Annotated in this window: 14 protein-coding genes; 3 read left to right on the forward strand and 11 right to left on the reverse strand. The window is 67.0% G+C overall.

What is annotated here, in order from left to right:
- Nucleotides 1-58: 58 nt before the first annotated feature.
- Together ACFWPH_RS21990 and ACFWPH_RS21995 are read right to left on the reverse strand one after the other, a co-directional pair.
- The gene (locus ACFWPH_RS21990) at nucleotides 59-649 is read right to left on the reverse strand and encodes a TetR/AcrR family transcriptional regulator (RefSeq protein ID WP_378753829.1); all 591 of its coding nucleotides are present in this window, start codon (nucleotides 647-649) and stop codon (nucleotides 59-61) included.
- Between the two features lie 45 nt (nucleotides 650-694).
- On the reverse strand, nucleotides 695-2,161 hold the full coding sequence (locus tag ACFWPH_RS21995; protein ID WP_378753831.1) for a hypothetical protein: 1,467 nt from the start codon (nucleotides 2,159-2,161) through the stop codon (nucleotides 695-697).
- A gap of 314 nt (nucleotides 2,162-2,475) precedes the next feature.
- Between ACFWPH_RS21995 and ACFWPH_RS22000 the strand changes: the two genes are divergently transcribed.
- A complete protein-coding gene (locus ACFWPH_RS22000) occupies nucleotides 2,476-3,303 on the forward strand; it encodes a virginiamycin B lyase (RefSeq protein WP_378753833.1) in 828 nt (275 codons plus the stop codon).
- 49 nt (nucleotides 3,304-3,352) lie between these two features.
- On the opposite strand, the gene ACFWPH_RS22005 is transcribed toward ACFWPH_RS22000, so the two are convergent.
- From ACFWPH_RS22005 to ACFWPH_RS22025, 5 genes are all read right to left on the reverse strand, one after another.
- A complete protein-coding gene (locus ACFWPH_RS22005; RefSeq protein WP_378753835.1) occupies nucleotides 3,353-4,993 on the reverse strand; it encodes an ABC-F family ATP-binding cassette domain-containing protein in 1,641 nt (546 codons plus the stop codon).
- A 316-nt stretch (nucleotides 4,994-5,309) separates the two neighbouring features.
- Entirely contained in the window at nucleotides 5,310-5,744 is a 435-nt protein-coding gene (locus ACFWPH_RS22010) for a hypothetical protein (protein ID WP_378753837.1), read from the reverse strand.
- Nucleotides 5,745-5,948: 204 nt separating this feature from the next.
- Entirely contained in the window at nucleotides 5,949-6,104 is a 156-nt protein-coding gene (locus tag ACFWPH_RS22015) for a hypothetical protein (RefSeq protein WP_378753839.1), read from the reverse strand.
- Nucleotides 6,105-6,389: 285 nt separating this feature from the next.
- Nucleotides 6,390-7,679, reverse strand: a complete 1,290-nt coding sequence (locus tag ACFWPH_RS22020) for an APC family permease (protein WP_378753841.1) — start codon at nucleotides 7,677-7,679, stop codon at nucleotides 6,390-6,392.
- A gap of 101 nt (nucleotides 7,680-7,780) precedes the next feature.
- Nucleotides 7,781-8,062: a hypothetical protein gene (locus ACFWPH_RS22025; protein ID WP_378753843.1), complete on the reverse strand. Its 282-nt coding sequence runs from the start codon at nucleotides 8,060-8,062 to the stop codon at nucleotides 7,781-7,783.
- A gap of 188 nt (nucleotides 8,063-8,250) precedes the next feature.
- Between ACFWPH_RS22025 and ctaD the strand changes: the two genes are divergently transcribed.
- Complete coding sequence (ctaD, locus tag ACFWPH_RS22030; RefSeq protein WP_378753844.1) at nucleotides 8,251-9,984, forward strand: cytochrome c oxidase subunit I; 1,734 nt, start codon at nucleotides 8,251-8,253, stop codon at nucleotides 9,982-9,984.
- Nucleotides 9,985-10,029: 45 nt separating this feature from the next.
- Here ctaD and ACFWPH_RS22035 read toward each other — a convergent pair whose 3' ends face one another.
- The 3 genes from ACFWPH_RS22035 to ACFWPH_RS22045 all read right to left on the reverse strand — a co-directional run bounded on the left by ACFWPH_RS22035 (nucleotide 10,030) and on the right by ACFWPH_RS22045 (nucleotide 15,479).
- On the reverse strand, nucleotides 10,030-11,202 hold the full coding sequence (locus ACFWPH_RS22035) for an acyl-CoA dehydrogenase family protein (RefSeq protein ID WP_378753846.1): 1,173 nt from the start codon (nucleotides 11,200-11,202) through the stop codon (nucleotides 10,030-10,032).
- Nucleotides 11,203-11,250: 48 nt separating this feature from the next.
- Nucleotides 11,251-12,429: an NADH:flavin oxidoreductase gene (locus ACFWPH_RS22040; protein ID WP_378753848.1), complete on the reverse strand. Its 1,179-nt coding sequence runs from the start codon at nucleotides 12,427-12,429 to the stop codon at nucleotides 11,251-11,253.
- A 161-nt stretch (nucleotides 12,430-12,590) separates the two neighbouring features.
- Entirely contained in the window at nucleotides 12,591-15,479 is a 2,889-nt protein-coding gene (locus ACFWPH_RS22045; protein ID WP_378753850.1) for a UPF0182 family protein, read from the reverse strand.
- 273 nt (nucleotides 15,480-15,752) lie between these two features.
- On the opposite strand from ACFWPH_RS22045, the gene ACFWPH_RS22050 reads away from it, so the two are divergent.
- Entirely contained in the window at nucleotides 15,753-16,682 is a 930-nt protein-coding gene (locus ACFWPH_RS22050) for an alpha/beta fold hydrolase (RefSeq protein WP_378753852.1), read from the forward strand.
- Nucleotides 16,683-16,790: 108 nt separating this feature from the next.
- On the opposite strand, the gene ACFWPH_RS22055 is transcribed toward ACFWPH_RS22050, so the two are convergent.
- Complete coding sequence (locus tag ACFWPH_RS22055) at nucleotides 16,791-18,230, reverse strand: MFS transporter (RefSeq protein WP_378753854.1); 1,440 nt, start codon at nucleotides 18,228-18,230, stop codon at nucleotides 16,791-16,793.
- Nucleotides 18,231-18,265 lie beyond the last annotated feature (35 nt).

Genomic DNA, 18,265 nt, shown 5'->3' on the forward strand with positions numbered 1-18,265 from the left:
TGGCCCGGGGCGGACGGCCGGAACCCGGCCGCCCGCCCGTCGGCGTATGCCCGTGCGGTCAGGCCGGCCGGTCGGCGGCGGGCAGGATGGCCTGGTCGACGATATCGGCCAGGGTCTGTTCATTCGGTAGTTCACCCGAGTCGAGCGCGAACTTCAGTACCAGCGCCTCGCCGATATCGAGGACGACCGGGGTGAGGCGGTCCGGGTCGATCCGGCCGGTATCCGCGTAGTGCCGCAGAACCGTACCGGTGAACCGGCCGCCCTTGGGGTCGAAAACCTGTGTGTACACGGCCTCGGCCAGCTCCGGGTAGCGGGCGCGTTCGGCGAGGATGGCAGCGGTGGCGCGGGCGACGGGTGTGGCCAGCCAGGCCACCATGAGCCGCAGCGCTTCGATGAGATCGTGCCGCAGGTCCTCGGTCGGTGCCGGGGTGGGTTGTTCCTGTGGAAAGCCCGCGCCCAACGCATCCAGCAGAATTGCCTGCGGCGAATCCCAGCGCCGGTACAGCGAGGTTTTCGCGATACCGGCGCGCTGCCCGACACCGTCCATGGTGAGCCGGCCCAACCCCACCTCGGCGAGTTCCTCGACCACCGCGGTGCGGACGGCCGCCACCACTTCGGCGTCGCTGCGGCGGGCACGGGTGCCGGGCATAGTTCCTTACTCTCCGGTTATCGCGCGGAATCTGTCCCGTGCAGATTAGTCGGCGACCGGTTCGACGGTGGCGACCGCGGTGGCGAACGGGCCCAGCTCCACCTCTCCGTTCTCGACGTGCCGGATGACTGCCGGGCCGTCCCCCGTGGTGGTGTCGATCGTGCTGATCGCCCGGACCGGGTCGGCGAACCACACCCGGCGCGGTTCGGGGTATTTGTTGACGAGCAGAATCCGGCGACGGCCGTCCGGGGATTCGAATGCCTGGCTGTGCACCTGGGTTTCCGGTGACATGAGCGTGGGGGCGGTTCCGGAGCGGAACACCTTGTCACCCGGCCCGAAATTGTCGAGCAGGAGTTTCAGGCCCTGATAGCGCGCATTGGGTTCGCCGGTGTTCCAGTCCAGCAGCGAAACGCCGTAGACCATTCCGGGGTATCCGACGAATTCGGCCACCCCGACGAGGTCGATACCGAGTTCGGTCAGCCGCGACCACACGTAGGCGGTCAGCGCTGCACTCAACGCCCAATATCCTTCGGGCGCCACCGGTTCGGGATTGAGCACATCCGGTGTGAAAGTCCCGATCTCGTTGATATGTGTCTCGGTGCCGGGCGAGAGGTGGCGTTTGATGGATTCGATCAACTGCACTTGGCGCATAAAACCGTCCGCCTGGGTGAAGAACACCTGGTGCCAGTCCTCGAAAGGGTCGTTACCGGCCAATACGGCCGGGTCGAAGATCTGGGGCGTCGCATAGAAATGGTAGGAGAAGGCATCCAGCGGGATCCCGTCCTTGTGGTTGGCCGGGTCGAGGAAGTGCCAGAAGTACTCGGGATCGAAATTGATCAGGCTGAGCGACAGGCCCACGAATTTCATCTCCGGATCCAGGGCCCGCAGCCGTTCCACCACGGCATCGTAGAGGCGGGTATAGACCTCCGGGGAGAGGTTGTGGTCCACATCGGGCTCGCACAGCACTTCCCAATAGGCGAAACGGTCGTTGCGGCCGGATTCGTGGCGCACCCCGAATTGGTCGGTGAATCCGCCGGTGATGTACCACCGGCCGATACGTTCGAAATGCTCGGCGACCTCGGTCAGGCCGGGGTCGCGGAAAACGGTGCCCTGCTGGTAATCCCAGTGGATTGCCGCGGGGTCCTCCTGCACGGTCACCGGCTCCGGGGTTTCGAACATCCAGGTGGGGATCGTGGAGAAATTCGCGACCACCGGCCGGCCCTCGGTGGCCGTGAGGAAATCATCGGTGAATTCGTCGAGGCGGCGGAAATCCCAGGAGGTGCGGCCGTGGGCGGATGGGTCGAGTTCGGGGACAGCGAGTTTCGGTGAGGACCACCAGGGCAGGAACCGCGTGCGCTGGGTGCCGAGCGCGCGGAGCGCTTCGAAGGCTTTGTCGTGGATGGGGGAACTGCGCTGTAGGGGCGGTGCGGTCCACAGGTGGGTGGTCAGGGTGGTGCGGGAGGTGATGGTGGGGGTCGTCCAGTCGACGGCGACGGGCAGGGCATCGGTCATCGGTGCGCCTCTTTCTCGAGCTGACTCCCCGACAGTAGCTACGGACAAGTAGCTACGCAAGTGTAGCTAACTCGGAGCGGGTTCGAACCCCGCAGTCCAGGAGGCCGTGCACGGACCCGACGGATCGCAACGCCCGTATTCGTGCGGCGCACGATGGGCCGGGGCGATATCGGGCGGCGGCCCCGCCGTGTACGGTCGCGGCCCGCGCACCGGATGTGGCAAGCTCGGAATTTCTGTCATCGGTCCTCCGCCGCCGCTGGGGTTCGGTGATTCGTGCGGACGCCCGTCCGCAGGCAGGACGAGCAGGAGTGGCTGTGATCCAAGTTTCCGGGTCGCCGTACGGGTTGAGCCTCGGCCCGGACGGTGCGTTGTGGTTCACCACGGTCGAGGCCGGTGCCGTCGGCCGATATCACGACGGTGCGGTGCAGACCTACCCGCTGGACCCGCCCGGCGGCCAGCCGACGGTGATCGTGCCCGGCCCCGGCGAGTCCATGTGGTTCAGCGAATTCCGCGGGAACCGCATCGGCCGGATCACCGCGGCCGGTGACCTCACCTGGTTCCCGGCCGAATCCCCGTACGGTCTCACCACCGGACCGGATGGTGCTCTATGGTTCACCGAACTCCAGGCCGACCGTATCGGCCGGTTGGCCGGCGACGGATCCATCACCCGCTACCCGGCCGCCGGAATGCCCTCGATGATCGTCACCGGTGCCGACGATGCCCTGTGGTACACGCTCAACCAGGGCAATGCGATCGGCCGCACCGATCTCACCGGCGCCACGACCGTGTACCCGTTGCCCACCGAACAGGCCATGCCGGTCGGCATAACCCGAGGGCCGGACGGCGCCCTCTGGTTCGTGGAGATCGGCGCCGGCCAGATCGGCCGGATCGGTGTCGACGGCGAGATCACCGAATTTCCGCTACCCGACCGCGCCGCCAAGCCCCACGCGATCATCGCGGGACCGGACGGCGCCCTGTGGTTCACCGAATGGGCGACCTCGCGACTCGGCCGCATCACCCTGAGCGGCGAGATCACCGAAACAGAGCTGGCCGGCGCCGAACCGCACGGGTTGACGGTCGGGCCCGACGGCGCGCTGTGGGTGGCCATGGAATCCGGCAGCCTGGAACGTACCCCACTGTGAGCGAACGGCATTCGCTGCTTCACTCGCCGCGAGCGGCCTTCCCGGCGCGCTACGGTCCTTCCGCCGGTGCGGCAACCTCCGACAGCCTTCCTTCGGACAGCCGGAGCCAGCGCTGCACGCCGATCTCGGCGAGGAACGGTTCGTCATGGCTGACCACCACGAACGCTCCCTCGTAGGCGTCGAGCGCATTCTCCAGTTGCCCGACGCTTGCCAGGTCGAGGTTGTTGGTCGGCTCGTCGAGCAGTAGCAGCTGCGGTGCGGGTTCGGCGAACAGAATGCAGGCCAAGGTGGCCCGCAACCGTTCGCCGCCGGACAGGTCACCGACCCGCAGCTGCACCCGGGAGCCCCGGAACAAGAAGCGCGCCAGCAGGTTCATCCGCTGGGCAGCCGGAAGTTCGGGGGCGGATGCGGCCAGGTTCTCGGCCACGGTGCGGTCGGGGTCGAGGAGATCCAGCCGTTGCGACAGGTATGCCACCCGGCCGTTCGTGCGGGTGATCTCGCCGGATTCGGCGGTCAGCTCACCGTGCAGGAGGCGCAGCAGGGTGGATTTACCGGCGCCGTTCGGGCCGGTCAGCGCGATCCGTTCAGGGCCGCGGATCGCCAGGCCGACACCGGGTTCGGCGAATATCTGCCGGTCGCCGACGCAATAGCGGATATTTTCACCGAGGAACACGGTGCGCCCGGCCGGGACATTCGTCCCGGGAAGTTGCAATGCGATCTTCTGGTCGGCGCGCAGCGTCCGTTCCGCCTGGTCGAGCCGGGCTCGGGCGGCGTCGACCCGGGCATTGTGCGTACCGGCGGCGCGTCCCGCCGATTCCTGCGCATTACGTTTCATAGTGCCCGCGAAGATCTTCGGCAGACCGGCATTGCCGAGAGTGCGGGCCGCATTGCTCGCGCGGCGGGCGGCGCGTTCCCGAGCCTGCTGCAACTCCCGTTTCTCGCGTTTTACCTCCTGCTCCGCAGTGCGGATATTTTTCTCCGCTATTTCCCGCGCGGCCCGCACCGCCTGTTCGTATTCGGTGAAATTCCCGCCGTGATAGCTGATTTCACCGGCGTGGAGTTCGGCGATCCGGTCCATGCGGTCCAGGAGCGCCCGGTCGTGGCTCACCAGCAGCAGGCAGCCGTTCCAGTCGCCGAGCAGATCGTAGAGCCGGTGTCGCGCGTCCAGATCGAGGTTGTTGGTGGGTTCGTCGAGCAGTAGGACGTCGGGCCGCCGGAGCAGTTGCGCCGCCAGTCCCAGCGAAACGACCTGGCCGCCGCTGAGAGTGTGCAACCGGCGGGTGAGCTGGAGTTCGCCGATACCCAGCCGTTCCAACTGGGCGCGGGTGCGTTCCTCGATATCCCACTCCGAACCGATGGTGGTGAAGTGTGCCTCGGCGGTATCACCCGACTCGATCGCTTCCAGAGCCGCCAGGACCGGGGCGACGCCCAGGAGTTCGGCAACGGTCATATCGCCGGTCAGCGGCAGGGTCTGCGGGAGGTACCCGAGCACTCCGTCGACGGTGACGCTTCCGGCGCCAGGGCGCAGATCGCCCGCGATCAGGCGAAGCAGTGTGCTCTTACCGGCACCGTTCGGGGCCACGAGCCCGGTTCGCCCACCGGGTACGGTGACCGACAGATCGGTGAAGACGGGGGTATCGTCCGGCCAGGAGAACGACAGGTTCGAACAAACGATGAAGGCGTCAGCCATGGGGGAGACCTCGTATGTCGTCCGGCGCGCGATTGCGCCGGGAAAGTGATCGATGAACGACGACATGGCCACGACAGCGGCGCCCGTATGCGCCCGACTGGTGGCCGTCAGAGCCGGGTGGCTCCGGAGATGTCGAGTTCACCAACCATCTGGGGTCTCCTGTATCTCGATGACTCCACGACGATAGCAGCCGCTGCCGCCGCGCCGACACGCAGAATATCGGCCGCATTCCGCATACCGGGCCGAACCCGGCCGTGGATCAACGTCCACGGCCGGGCGCGTTCGGTTGATGGTGCAACGGTCGGTAACCGGACCGTCAGCGACGGGAGTTGTTCAGGTGGTTCTGCACGTCACCCGGTGTGGGCGGCTCGCCGCATTGCATACCGCAGCGCTGCTCTACGGGGACCTGGGAGCCGTCGGGATAGGTGCAGCTCGCGCTGTCGCAGTTGTAGTCGATGGTGTTCGGGTCCATCGGCAGCGGTTCGGTGTAGTACGACCATGCGAAGGTGTCGCTGCCCGAGACGGGTGAGCAGTAGACGGTGGTGCCGTCGGCCAGATGCCCGACCTGTCCCGGTGCCGCACAGTAGCTGTGCAGTTCGACCAGCGGATTCGGGCCGTTGTCGGTCTGGACCCGGTCGAGGGTCCCCGGGAGAGCGGCCGCGGGAGCGGCGGCGAAGAAGAGGGCGGCGGCCCCGACGGTCGCGCCGAGAAGTCGGGGGCCGACGCGCTGGAAACGCGCTGTTGGCCTCATGGGAGTTCCGTTCTGTCGAGTTGGCAGATCCCGACCGGTCGGACCGATTGATATTAGCTATGACAGCTGTGTGGTGGCAATGCCCGTTTACCGGGACCGGAACGTGGTCGTGCAGGCGCCGCACAATCCAGGCCTGCACAATTCCACCCCGCGGGCATACGCCGCGGGGTGGTGAGGGGACTCTTGGTGGTTGTTGCCCGCGAGTCAGATGCAGACCTCGGCGCTGCCCACCGGAACGCAGATTTCGACCGACCCCAATCCCGGGATGACGGGCTGGGCAGATGCGGCGGGCGCTGCGATTACGCCCAGCGCCAGGGCTATGGTGCTCGCGGCGAAGATCTTGGTGATTCTGGCTGTCATAACGTTTCCTCTGATCGGCTGAACAGTGACGTCATTCGCGCACGGACCCAGTGTTCGCCGGTGCGGCCCCCGATACCAGACAAGGAACCATCAATTTCCGCGTCCCGAATCACGGTGGGGTCGCCGCGCGCTCAGTGGGAGGTCGCGCGGAGGTCACATAGGCCGCACCGCGATACTCGGGCGCTGGTGCGTTCACATTCGGCGGTGCGGTGTTCCGGTCGACTGCCGCTCGGACGAGCCCGTACTCGCAGATGTCCGACCTGGAAACGTCCCGGACGCTATGCCCTAGTGGCGCATATCCGAGTCCGCGGGGCCGCTCGAACCCGCCCGTCGGCGGACGGCGTACACCAGGGCTCCCAGTGCGACGACGAGCGCGCCCGTCACCACCGACTGTGCGGGCAGGCTGAAGGCCAGCACCAGACATCCCGTCACGCCGGCCACCGGAATAAGCCGTCGCGGTCGCCCCTCGGACGGCCGCAGCGTCCATGCCGAAGCGTTGGCGATCGCGTAGTACACCAGCACTCCGAACGAGGAGAAACCGATCGCCGCGGTGATATCGACCGTTGCGGCGGCGACCGCGACCACAGCACCGACCGCGAGTTCGGCGCGATGCGGCACCGCGAAACGCGGATGCACCGCCGCGAGCATATGCGGCAGATGCCGGTCCCGGGCCATGGCCAGCGTGGTCCGGGAAACTCCGAGGATCAATGCCAGCAGCGACCCCACCGCCGCGACGACCGCGCCCGCACGCACCACCGGCGCGAGCCAACCGGCGCCCGCCGCATCCACCACATCCGACAACGGAGCTGTCGCCGTCGCCAACCCGTCCGCGCCCAGCGTTCCCAGCGCCGCGACGGCGACGAGCGTGTACACGACCACGGTGATCGCCAACGCGATCGGGACAGCGCGGGGGATGGTGCGGGCGGGGTCGCGTACTTCTTCACCGAGCGTGGCGATTCGCGCGTACCCGGCGAACGCGAAGAACAGCAACCCCGCCGCCTGGAGTACGCCGCCCGCGGTGAATCCGGTCCCGGAACCCGGCTCCGGACCTGCCCCGCCACCGAGGGCCGCCGCGACGACCACCGCGGCGAGCACGGCCAGCACGATCGCCACGATCACCCGGGTCAGCAGCGCAGACTTCCGGACCCCGCGATAGTTCACCCCGGTCAGCGCGATCACCGCACCGGCGGCAACAGCGTGCGCGTATTCGGGCCAGGCGTAGGCACCGACCGTCAACGCCATCGCTGCGCACGAAGCGGTCTTGCCGACGACGAAACACCAGCCCGCGAGGTATCCCCAGAACTCCCCGAGCCGTTCCCGCCCGTACACGTAGGTACCGCCGGACGCCGGATACCGCGCGGCCAGCCGAGCCGACGAGGTGGCGTTGCAATAGGCCACCATCGCGGCCACGGCCAGCCCGAGCAGCAATCCCGAGCCCGCGGCTCGCGCCGCCGGCGCCAGGGCCGCGAAGATCCCCGCCCCGAGCATGGCACCGAGCCCGATCACCACGGCATCGGTCACCCCCAGGCTGCGCCGCAATCCTCCCGGCTCACCGGCAGCGGAGGTCTCGGACACCATGCTCCCCTCGCGCGCGGCCGTGCCGCGGCTATCGAATCGATTCGCCGCCGATGGTAGAGCGCGTATCCGGCACGGGCAGCACTCGCGGCGCCGGTTCACTACCCGGCCGCCGCCCGTTCGCCGATCGTTCGGCCGACGGTTCTGCCACCGCGTGTAGCGACGAAGCCGGCGAGGGCGAGGGCTGCGGCGCCGGTCATGACGATCGCGATCGCGCGGGCCGAATTACCCAGCAGACCGACCGCGGGCGCGGCGACCGCTGCGGCACCGAACTGGGCGAAACCGACCACCGCGGCGGCAGACCCGGCCGCTGAACCGTGCCGGGACAACGCCGAGGCGACGGAGTTCGGCATCGCGAGCCCGGTGGCGCCCAGCAGCACCATCAGCGGTATGGCGAAAGCCGTCAGCCCACCGGTATCCGTGGCGGGCGATTTCGCCGGAAATTGTGTGAGCCGGGGTGTCGCTCACCCGGTACACCCCGCGCAGGGGGCAGGGTTTGGCGCGATACGACCGGGGTAGGCCCGCGGCAACGGGCCCGGATGCCCGGGTGGACCGAACAGAGGAGCGTGCGATGGCAGTTCCACCATCTCCACCGGCCGAGCTCACCGCCGCCCGGCCGTTCCCGGCCCGGGTCGGGCCCAAGGGGTCGTTTCTGTGGAAGATGGTCACCACCACCGACCCGAAAGTGCTCGGGGTGCTTTATCTGGTGACGGCGACGGGGTTCTTCCTGATCGGTGGTCTGCTGGCGCTGCTGATTCGCGGGGAGCTGGCGCGTCCCGGGCTGCAATTCCTGTCACCGGAGCAGTACAACCAGCTGTTCACCATGCACGGCACGATCATGCTGCTGTTCTATGCCACGCCGGTGGTGTTCGGTTTCGCCAATGCGGTCCTGCCGTTGCAGATCGGCGCACCGGATGTGGCGTTTCCGCGGCTCAACGCCTTGAGCTACTGGCTGTACCTGTTCGGCGCCACCATGGCGACCGCTGGTTTCGTCACGCCCGGCGGCGCCGCGGACTTCGGATGGACCGGTTACACGCCGCTGAGCACGATGCAGTTCTCGCCCGGTGTCGGCGGGGACCTGTGGATCATGGGGCTGGCGTTATCGGGTCTGGGCACCATCCTGGGTGCGGTGAACATGATGACCACGGTGATCTGCATGCGGGCTCCCGGGATGACCATGTTCCGGATGCCGATCTTCACCTGGAACGTCTTCATCACCAGCATCCTGGTGTTGCTGGCGTTCCCGATCCTCACCGCGGCGCTGATGGCGCTTGCCTTCGACCGGCATCTCGGCGGGCATATCTACGATCCGGGTGTCGGCGGGGTGATTCTGTGGCAGCACCTGTTCTGGTTCTTCGGGCATCCCGAGGTGTATATCGTCGCGCTGCCGTTCTTCGGCATCGTCTCCGAGATCTTCCCGGTGTTCAGCCGTAAACCGATCTTCGGCTATACCGCGCTGGTGTTCGCGACGATATCGATCGCCGGGCTTTCGATGGCGGTATGGGCGCACCATATGTACGCCACCGGCGCGGTCCTGCTGCCGTTCTTCTCGCTGATGACCTTCTTGATCGCGGTCCCGACCGGAGTGAAGTTCTTCAACTGGATCGGGACGATGTGGAAGGGGCAGCTGACCTTCGAGACGCCGATGCTGTTCTCCCTCGGGTTCCTCGTCACTTTCCTGTTCGGCGGCCTGTCGGGAGTGATCCTGGCGAGCCCGCCGCTGGACTGGCATGTGCACGACAGCTATTTCGTGGTCGCGCATTTCCACTACGTCCTGTTCGGCACCATCGTTTTCGCGACCTTCGCCGGGATCTACTTCTGGTTCCCCAAACTCACCGGCAGGCTGATGGACGAACGCCTGGGCCGCATACATTTCTGGACCACTTTCTTCGGCTTCCACCTCACCTTCCTGGTGCAGCATTGGCTGGGTGACGAAGGTATGCCCCGCCGCTACGCCGATTACCAGCCCGACGACGGTTTCACCGCGCTGCACACCGTCTCGACCATCGGTTCGTTCGTGCTGGGCGCGTCCATGATCGTCTTCGTGTGGAACGCGTTCAAGAGTTACCGCTACGGCGAGGTGGTCACCGTCGACGACCCGTGGGGCGCAGGCAATTCGCTGGAATGGGCGACGACGTGCCCACCGCCGCGGCACAACTTCTACGAACTGCCGCCCATCCGGTCCGAACGGCCCGCATTCGAACTGCACTACCCCCATATGGCCGAACGCCTGCGCACCGAATCGCATGTCGGGCGCCGCAGCAAAGACGGTGCCGGTGCCGAACTCTCCGCGCCGCCGACGTGAGCGTGGCCGGCCGCCGTTGTACGGCGACCGGTCCGCAAGAAGACGTCAGATCATCGCGCGGTACGGGCCCTGGGGATCGCCACCGAGCTGTGTCAGGGCTGCCGAATGGTAGATCGTGCCGGGTACGTGGATGGCGTGGGTCAGGCCGACGTGGGCGTCGCGCCAGAACCGCTGCATCGGGGTTTTCAGGTGCACGGCCCCGCCGCCGGCCCGGGCGAAGACCTCGTCCATCGCGCGCACCGCGCGCCAGGCCGCCGCGATCTGGGTGCGCCGGCCGATCGCGCGTTCTTCGAAACCGACCTCTTCGCCGCGGTCGGTTTTGTCCCAGAACCGGTCGACGGTCTCGAGCAGCGATACCCGGGCCGCGGAAATCTCCGCGGCGGCCTCGCTTATGGCGAACAGGACGTAGGGATCTTCTTTGATGGGTACGCCGGTGACCTGCACTCGTTTCTTCTGGGCGGCGATATGGCAGGCCAGGGCGCCTTCGGTCATTCCGATCAGCGCCGAGGTGATCCCCAGCGGGAAGATGCAGGAGAACGGGAACTTGTACAGCGTTTCGTCGCGGCCGGCATGGCGCCAGCCGTTACCGCTCATCACGATCTCGGCGTCGAGGGTGCGGTATTCGGGCAGGAACGCGTCCTTGACGATCAGATCCTTCGAGCCGGTACCGCGCAGGCCGATGACGTTCCAGCTGTCGTGGTCGATCTCGTAGTCCGAGCGCGGGAGCAGCACATGCAGCACCTTGCCGGTGCGGTTACCGTCCTTGTCGCCGACCGCGGCGCCGATCATGATCCAGCCGCAGTGATCGGTGCCCGAGGAGAACGACCAGCGTCCGTTGAGGATGTAGCCGCCTTCGACCGGCACCGCGATACCCATCGGCGCGTACGGCGAGGCCATCCACATATCGTTGTCCGCGCCCCAGACCTCCTCCTGCGCCTCGGTGTCGAAGAAGGCGAGTTCCCACGGGTGCACGCCCACGATCCCGGCGACCCATCCCGCCGCACCGTCGAGCGCGGCGACGGCCATGGTGGTTTCGGCGGCCTCTCGGGGGTGGGCCTCCAGCCCGCCGTACTCCTTCGGCTGCAGCATGCGGATGACACCGGAATCCCGCAAATGCTTCGCGGTGGTATCGGAAAGCCGCATCAGCGTTTCGCCTTCGGCAGCTGCGTCGCGGATCTCCTCCGCATGCTGCATGATCTTGTCCAGTACGTGGCCCATAGTGATGCCTTCCAGTTATTGCGTCGATTCGCCGGAGCGAGGCGCAGGTCAGTGCAGACTGCCCTCGTGGACAGCGCGATCGAACGGTGTCAAAGGTGCCCCGGTACGCAGGGTGGTGGCCAATGCGGGATCGGCCAGGTGCAGGCGTCCGACGGCGATCAGGTCGAACTCGCCGGACTCGATCCGGCGCTCGACGTCCGCGATATTGTCGACGACTTCCGCGGCGCCCGCGGCGCGGCTGTCGCGCAACGGTTTCCCGAGTCCGACACTGCCGACTGCCATGGCGTGCGCGCCGGTGAGTTTCTTGGCCCAGCCGGCCAGCGACAGATCACTGCCCTCGAACGCCGGGACGTCGAAGCGCCGGATACTGGCGTCGAACACATCCACGCCGGCATCGGCGAGTGCGCCGAGTGCCACCTGTAGCTCATCGGGATTCTCGGCGATGCGAGCGGTGTAGTCCTGCTGTTTGTGCTGGGAGAACCGGAAGAATATGGGCATATCGGGGCCCACGGCTTCACGAATGGCCGCGACCACCGCGGCGGGGAACCGGCTGCGCGCAGCGAGGTCGCCGCCCCACTGGTCGCCGCGCGTATTGGTGTCGTGCCACAGAAACGAATCCAGCAGGTAGCCGTGGCCGCCGTGCAGGGCGATACCGTCGAAACCGAGTTCGGTGGCGGTGACCGCCGCGCGCACATAGGCGGAGATGACGTCGGCGAGATCGCTGTCGGTCATCGGCCGGGTGGCTTGTGCGGCGCGCGCGACGTACTCGTCGGAATAAGAGGTGGTCCCGGCGGTACCCCACCGCCCGGACGGCCGCATCGGCGTGATGGCCGGGTCGACGGTCCTGCTCATCGCACCCCACAGCGGACCCACATGCCACAGTTGCGGAATGATCCGGCCGCCCGCCGCGTGCACCTCGTCGACCACGGCCCGCCATCCGGCCAGCGCGTCCTCGCCGTACATGCGGGGTACGCGCCGATTGTCGACGGCGGCCGGATGGTCGATGGCGACACCCTCGGTGATGATCAGACCCGTCCCGCCGGCGGCGCGGCGCCGGTAGTAGTGGGCGACATCGGGGCCCGGGACCCCGCCCGGAGAAGCCGATCGAGTCATCGGCGACATGACGATACGGTTCGCCAGGTCCAGCGAACGGACGGTCAGCGGCCGGAACAGCGCGGCGTGGTGATCGGTCGTCGGGGTCCGGGAGCTTTCCTGAATGCCTTCCACGCTGTCAGCGTATGGTCGCCCGGCAGCGGCGCATCCCCTGATTCTCGCTCACTGGAAGTGGCCGGCGACACACCATCGGGGCCGGTGAACAGCCGGCGCCGGCGCACACGGTGAGCCCCGGCACGAGGTGCCGTCCCATGGGCCCCGTTCGGCTGGGTTCGTCACCCACCAGGGCCGTTCAGCTGCTGCTGGATCCGGTCGAGCGCATCTCGGATGGCCTCGATCTGGGCATTCAGTTCGGTGATCGTCGCCTCGTCCAGCGGTGGCGGGGCCTGTTCGGGCGGTGGTGGTGGTGCCGATGGTGGCCGGCCGGGGGGCGGGGGCGCCGCGGGGCTTCCGCCGGGTGCGGTGGCGAGGTTTCCGGTTTCGGCGCCGAATACCTGGTCCAGTGCCTCGGCGAGAGTGGGGGCGTAACCGACGCGGACGCCGGCGGTGGCAGGGTCGCGGTAGCTGACGAGGATCCGGGCGAGTTGCGGGAAGGTCGACCCGTTCGGTGTGGTCGAGATCCGCTCGGTGAACAGCGGTTCGACGTAGAGGATGCCGCCCTCGGCGATCGGCAGGGTGAGCAGGTTCCCGTACTGGATGCGGTTCGACCGTTCCAGCAGGGTGCGTTCGGACGCCACCCGGGTATCGGAGATCATCGAGTTCTGGATCTGCTGCGGCCCCTGGGTGAGGGTGTCGGTGGGGAGTTGCAGGATGGTGAAACGGCCGTAGTCGCCCGGGTCGGAATCGACCGAGATATAGGCGGACAGGAACTCCCGGTTGAATCCGACCATCGCGCTGGCCAGCCGGAACGACGGCTGTGCGGTCTGCGGATCCCCCATCAGGACATAGAACGGGGGCTGGTGTGGGTTGGTATCGACGGTCGGATCACTGGGTACCGACCAGAAGGCGTTGGTGGTGAAGAACTCTCGCGGTTCGTTCACATGGTACTTCGCGAGCATCTCGCGTTGGACGCTGAACAGATCCTCCGGATAGCGGAAATGGGCCCGTAGCTCGTCACTGATCGATTCCTCGGGTTCGACGGTTCCGGGGAAAACACTCATCCACGCATCGAGGACGGGATCGTCGTGATCGACCTGATAGAGGGTCACCGTGCCGTCGTAGGCGTCGACGGTGGCTTTGATCGAGTTGCGTGCGTAGGAGATCTCCTCGAACGGACCGGCGGCGGGGTCGCCGGAGTGGGCGAGGGCCTCCAGCGAACCGGTTTTCGCGTAGGGGTAGCCGTCGATCGTGGTGTACGCATCGACGATCCAGACGATCCGGCCGTCCACCACCGCGGGGTACGGGTTGTTGTCGGTGGTCAGCCAGGGGGCGACCAGCTCCACGCGATGCCGCGGGTCCCGGTTGAAGATGATCTTCGAATCGGGGCCGATCGCACCGGAGAAAATGATGTTGCGTTCGGCGTAGGCGGTGGCGAAGGCCAGGCGGTTGAACCAGTTCCCGATCGGGACACCACCGGCGCCGGTGTAGGTGTATTTCGTGCTGTCGGTGTCGTATTCGCGCGGTTCGGTGCCGCCGCCGACGATCGCGTAATCGGGGTCGGCCGCGGCGATCACCTCACCGAAGTAGACCCGGGGCTGATCGACGGGAATCAGCTGGTTACCGGTCGCGCCGGTGGCGATATCGCTGACCGTGTAGATCGGATAGCCGCTGTTACTGCTCTCGGTATCGCCGGCGGCGTCGCGGACCGCGGCATTGACGCGGTTGGCCGGGGCGGCGACGAACCCGTTGCCGTGGGTGTAGACGGTGTGCCGATTGACCCAATGCCGCTGGTTACCGCTCAGCGCCTCCGGGGTCAGTTCCCGCGCCGCGACCACATAGTCGCGTAGTTGCCCGTCGATGCGGTAGCGGTCCAGATCCAGGTTCTCCGGGAAACTGTAGAAATTCTTCAGTTGCTGCTGCTGGGTGAAGGTCCGCGAAAGCACATTCGGGTCCAGCAGACGAACATTCGCGAGGGTCGTCGCATCCGCGGGAACCTCCGGCGGCGGCCGGGTCCCGATACCCGGGTACGGCTGGTACTCGACGCGGTCGCCACCGATCCCGTACGCCTGCCGGGTCGCGGTGATATTCCGTTCGATGTAGACACGTTGCTTATCGGCGGCGTTCGGCCGGACCGAGAGTTGCTCCACCGCCAGCGGCCAGACCCCGCCCACCAGGATCGACGACAACAACAGCATCGCGGCGGCCAAAGCGGGGATGCGCAGATCCCGGACCACGACGGCGGAGAAAAAGGCAGCGGCGCAGATCAAGGCGATCGCGAACAGGATGAGCTTGGCCGGCAGCACCGCGTTGATATCGGTGTACCCGGCCCCGGTGAACGTGGGCTCCTGACTGTCCCCGGCGAGCAGCGTGTACCGGTCGAACCAGTAGGCGATGGCCTTCATCAGGACGAAGAGCCCGGCGAACACCACCAGCTGGACGCGGGCAGGATGGCTCAGACCCGGGCGCCCACCGGAGAGCCGCAGGCCACCGAACAGATAGTGGGTCGCCAGACCGGCGAGGAAGCCGAGGAAGATCACCACGAGCAGCCAGGTCACCACGAGCCGGTAGAACGGCAGGTCGAAGACGTAGAAGCCGATATCGTGCCCGAACTCGGGATCGCGGATATCGAACGATCCGCCGTGCAGAAACAGTTGTACGGTCGTCCATCGTGACTGGCCGATGAGCCCGCTGATCACCCCGATCCCGCCGGCGATGCCCAGCCCGAACCACAGGGGTCGCCGCAACACTGTGGTGCGATAGGGCAGCAGGTAGTCCTCGGTCCGGGGGAGGGCGACCAGCGGTCGACAACGGAACGCGAGCCACATCGCCGCGAAGAGAACACCCCCCACGAGTACCGAGATCACGACGAACAGCGATATGCGGGTGAACAGCACGGTGCGCCAGACTTCGCGGAAACCGACCTCACCGAACCACAACCAGCTGGTATAGACACCGACCAGTCGTGCGACGACGAGCAGGAACACGAGGAACCCGACTCCGCCGATCAGCAGCAGTCGCGCACCGCGGGGCAACCGCGGCAGGCTCAGACCCTCGTGTGCGCTCATCTCCCACACTCCCGTGGCTGCGCTCGCCTGATGGGTGGGCGGCCGGTATCGGCCGTAGCTCCGATACTACCGACGCCGCCGGCCGCAGGACCGAACCGGAGACGCCGACAGTATCCGGGGGCCGCCGTGATCGCGAAGCCCGGTGACTTCGCCCGACTGCAGGCTGCCGACGTCCTGCGCTGCAGACCCGGGTCCCCGCACCGGCGCCGGTGATCGGGGGCCGGCCGGCAGCGATATGGTCCGTGGGGTTGGTCTGCGGCGAAGGAGAGGGCGATGGCTGTGACGGCGGAGCAGGTGGTTGCGGCTCCGGGATGGTTCACCGCGGCCATCGCGGAGTTGCCCGAACATCGTGAGGTCGAGGTCGACGGGGGAGCGGTTCATCTGCGTTGCTGGGGTCGGGCGGGAACCCCCGGGGTGGTTCTGGTGCACGGCGGATCGGCGCATTCGGGCTGGTGGGACCATATCGCTCCGTTGCTGGCGACCACGCATCGTGTGGTGGCGCTGGATCTGTCCGGCCACGGTGACAGTGGCGTGCGCGCCGGCTACCCGATCGAAGGCTGGGCCGACGAGGTGATGGCCGCCGCCGAGGCCGGGGGGATCGCCGGACGGCCGTATATCGTCGGGCACAGTATGGGCGGCCGGGTGACAGCCGTGGTGGGGGCACGGCACCGGAAATCGGTCGCCGGTCTGGTGATCATCGATTCACCGATCAGTGAGCCGCCCCGGGATGCTCTCGTCGGGCAGCTCCGCCGCAAACCGAAGACCTACCCGACCAAGGACGAGATCTGCGAACGATTCCGTACGGTGCCCGAACAAGCCGTCCTGCTCCCGTACGTGGCGCGGCATGTGGCCGGGGAATCGGTGCGCAAGACCCCCGCTGGCTGGGTCTGGAAGTTCGATCCCGAGATGCTGCGTAAACGTCTGGAACACGGGCGTATCCCACCTCTCAGCTCACTGAAGGCGGTGGAGGCTCCCGTGCTCTACATCCGTTGCGAGTTCGGGTTGGTGACCTTTGAGCGGGCTCAGGAGATCGCGGGATTGTTCGGACATCCCGCGACGGTCGTCGATTTGGCCGCCGCGGGCCATCACCCGATGATGGATCAGCCACTCCCACTCGTCGCGACCCTACGCACAGCTCTTGCCCAGTGGGATTCTGTGGATAAGAGCGCACAACCGGACGCCCTCGCCCGCAACCCGGAGTAGTCCGGGGCTTGATGCGGCCGCTGACCGGGCACAGCGCGTTCCGGCTGCTGCCTGATGACCTGTAGAGAGGCTCGTCGGATCTTGCATCAGTAGCTGCTCGGCCGACGGTCAGCCCTGTCCTGTTGCCGATACCCCATCGGTGTGGGTGACGGCGGAGGGTGCCGTCGAGCGGTGAGTTCGAAGCAGCGTGGCGATGAGGACGGCGCCGAGGAAGAGGATGGCGGCGGCGATCGTGACTGCGAAGGAAAAGCCCTGTGAGCGAACAGGCCCGGTTGCGGTACCGCTGTGCCGTTCGGCCACAGTTACCAGTACCGCGACCCCGATGGCGCCACCGATCTGTTGCACGGAGCTGAACAACGCAGAGCCCAGTCCGGCGTTCTCCGTTGTGGTGCCGGTGACCGCGGCCGCCGCCAGCAGCGGCAAGGTCAGCCCGCATCCCAGACTGGTGACGAGCATGCCCGGCAGTACGCCCGTGGTGTACGGATCGCCCGCCGCCACACCGGACAGCATCAGCAGCCCGGCCGAACTGATCAGGAAGGACAGGGTCATCGCCCACCGCATCCCGAGCCGCGTGCTCATGTGCGGGCACAGCTGCATTCCCGCGAGGATTCCGGCGCCGTAGGGCAGATAAGCGAGACCGGCCTGCAACGGGCTGTATCCGAGGACCGTCTGCAAGTGGATCATCAGCAGGAAGGCCATGGCGAAGAAGGCCACCGAGAACAGCAGGGTTGCCGCGTTGGCGACCGAACGCGTCCGGTCGGCGAGGAACGCCTTCGGTACCAACGGCTGAGCCACTTTCGATTCCACCGTCAGGAAAGCGGCGGTCAAAACGGCAGCCGTCAACAGGGCAGCGATGACGGTGGGATCTGTCCAGTTCGTTTCACCGGCATGCAGTAGTCCGAAGACCAGGGACACTACGGCGCCGGTGCCCAGAACGGCCCCGGGTATGTCCAGACCTGTCCGATGACGTGCGCGGCTTTCCGGGGTCAGGCGCGGCAGCAGCACGAGGGCCACCGCCGCGACCGGCAGGTTGATGAGGAAGATCAAACGCCAGGAAGCAAGGTCGGTCAGCAGGCCGGAGATCACCAAGCCCGCTGTGCCGCCCAGGGCGGCGATCCCGCCCCAGATGCCCAGTGCCCGCGTACGTTCCGCGGCGCCGGGGAACAACAGGGTGATCAACGACAGTGCGGCGGGACTTGCCATGGCCGCGCCCGCTCCCTGAACGAACCGTCCGAGCACGAGTTGCCATGGCTGCTGGGCGAGCCCGCACCCCAGACTGGCGGCACCGAACAGCGCCACTCCCAGAAGAAAGACGCGGCGGCGGCCGAGCAGGTCGGCCGCACGCCCGGCCGGTAACAGCAATCCACCGAACGCGAGGAAGTAGGCGTTGACCACCCAGACCAGCCCCGGGCCGCTGAATCCCAGCTCGTCGCGGATGCTGGGGAGGGCAACGCTGACCACAGTGTCGTCCAGGACCAGCATGAACTGGACGAAACAGAGCACTACCAGCGCCGCGCGGCGTCGCCCGGGGCCGGCGGAAGCGGTCACCGACGGCATAGTCGATGCCCAGACTTTGCGGATAT

This window comes from Nocardia sp. NPDC058499, assembly GCF_042719915.1.
In the GTDB taxonomy this organism is placed as follows: domain Bacteria; phylum Actinomycetota; class Actinomycetes; order Mycobacteriales; family Mycobacteriaceae; genus Nocardia.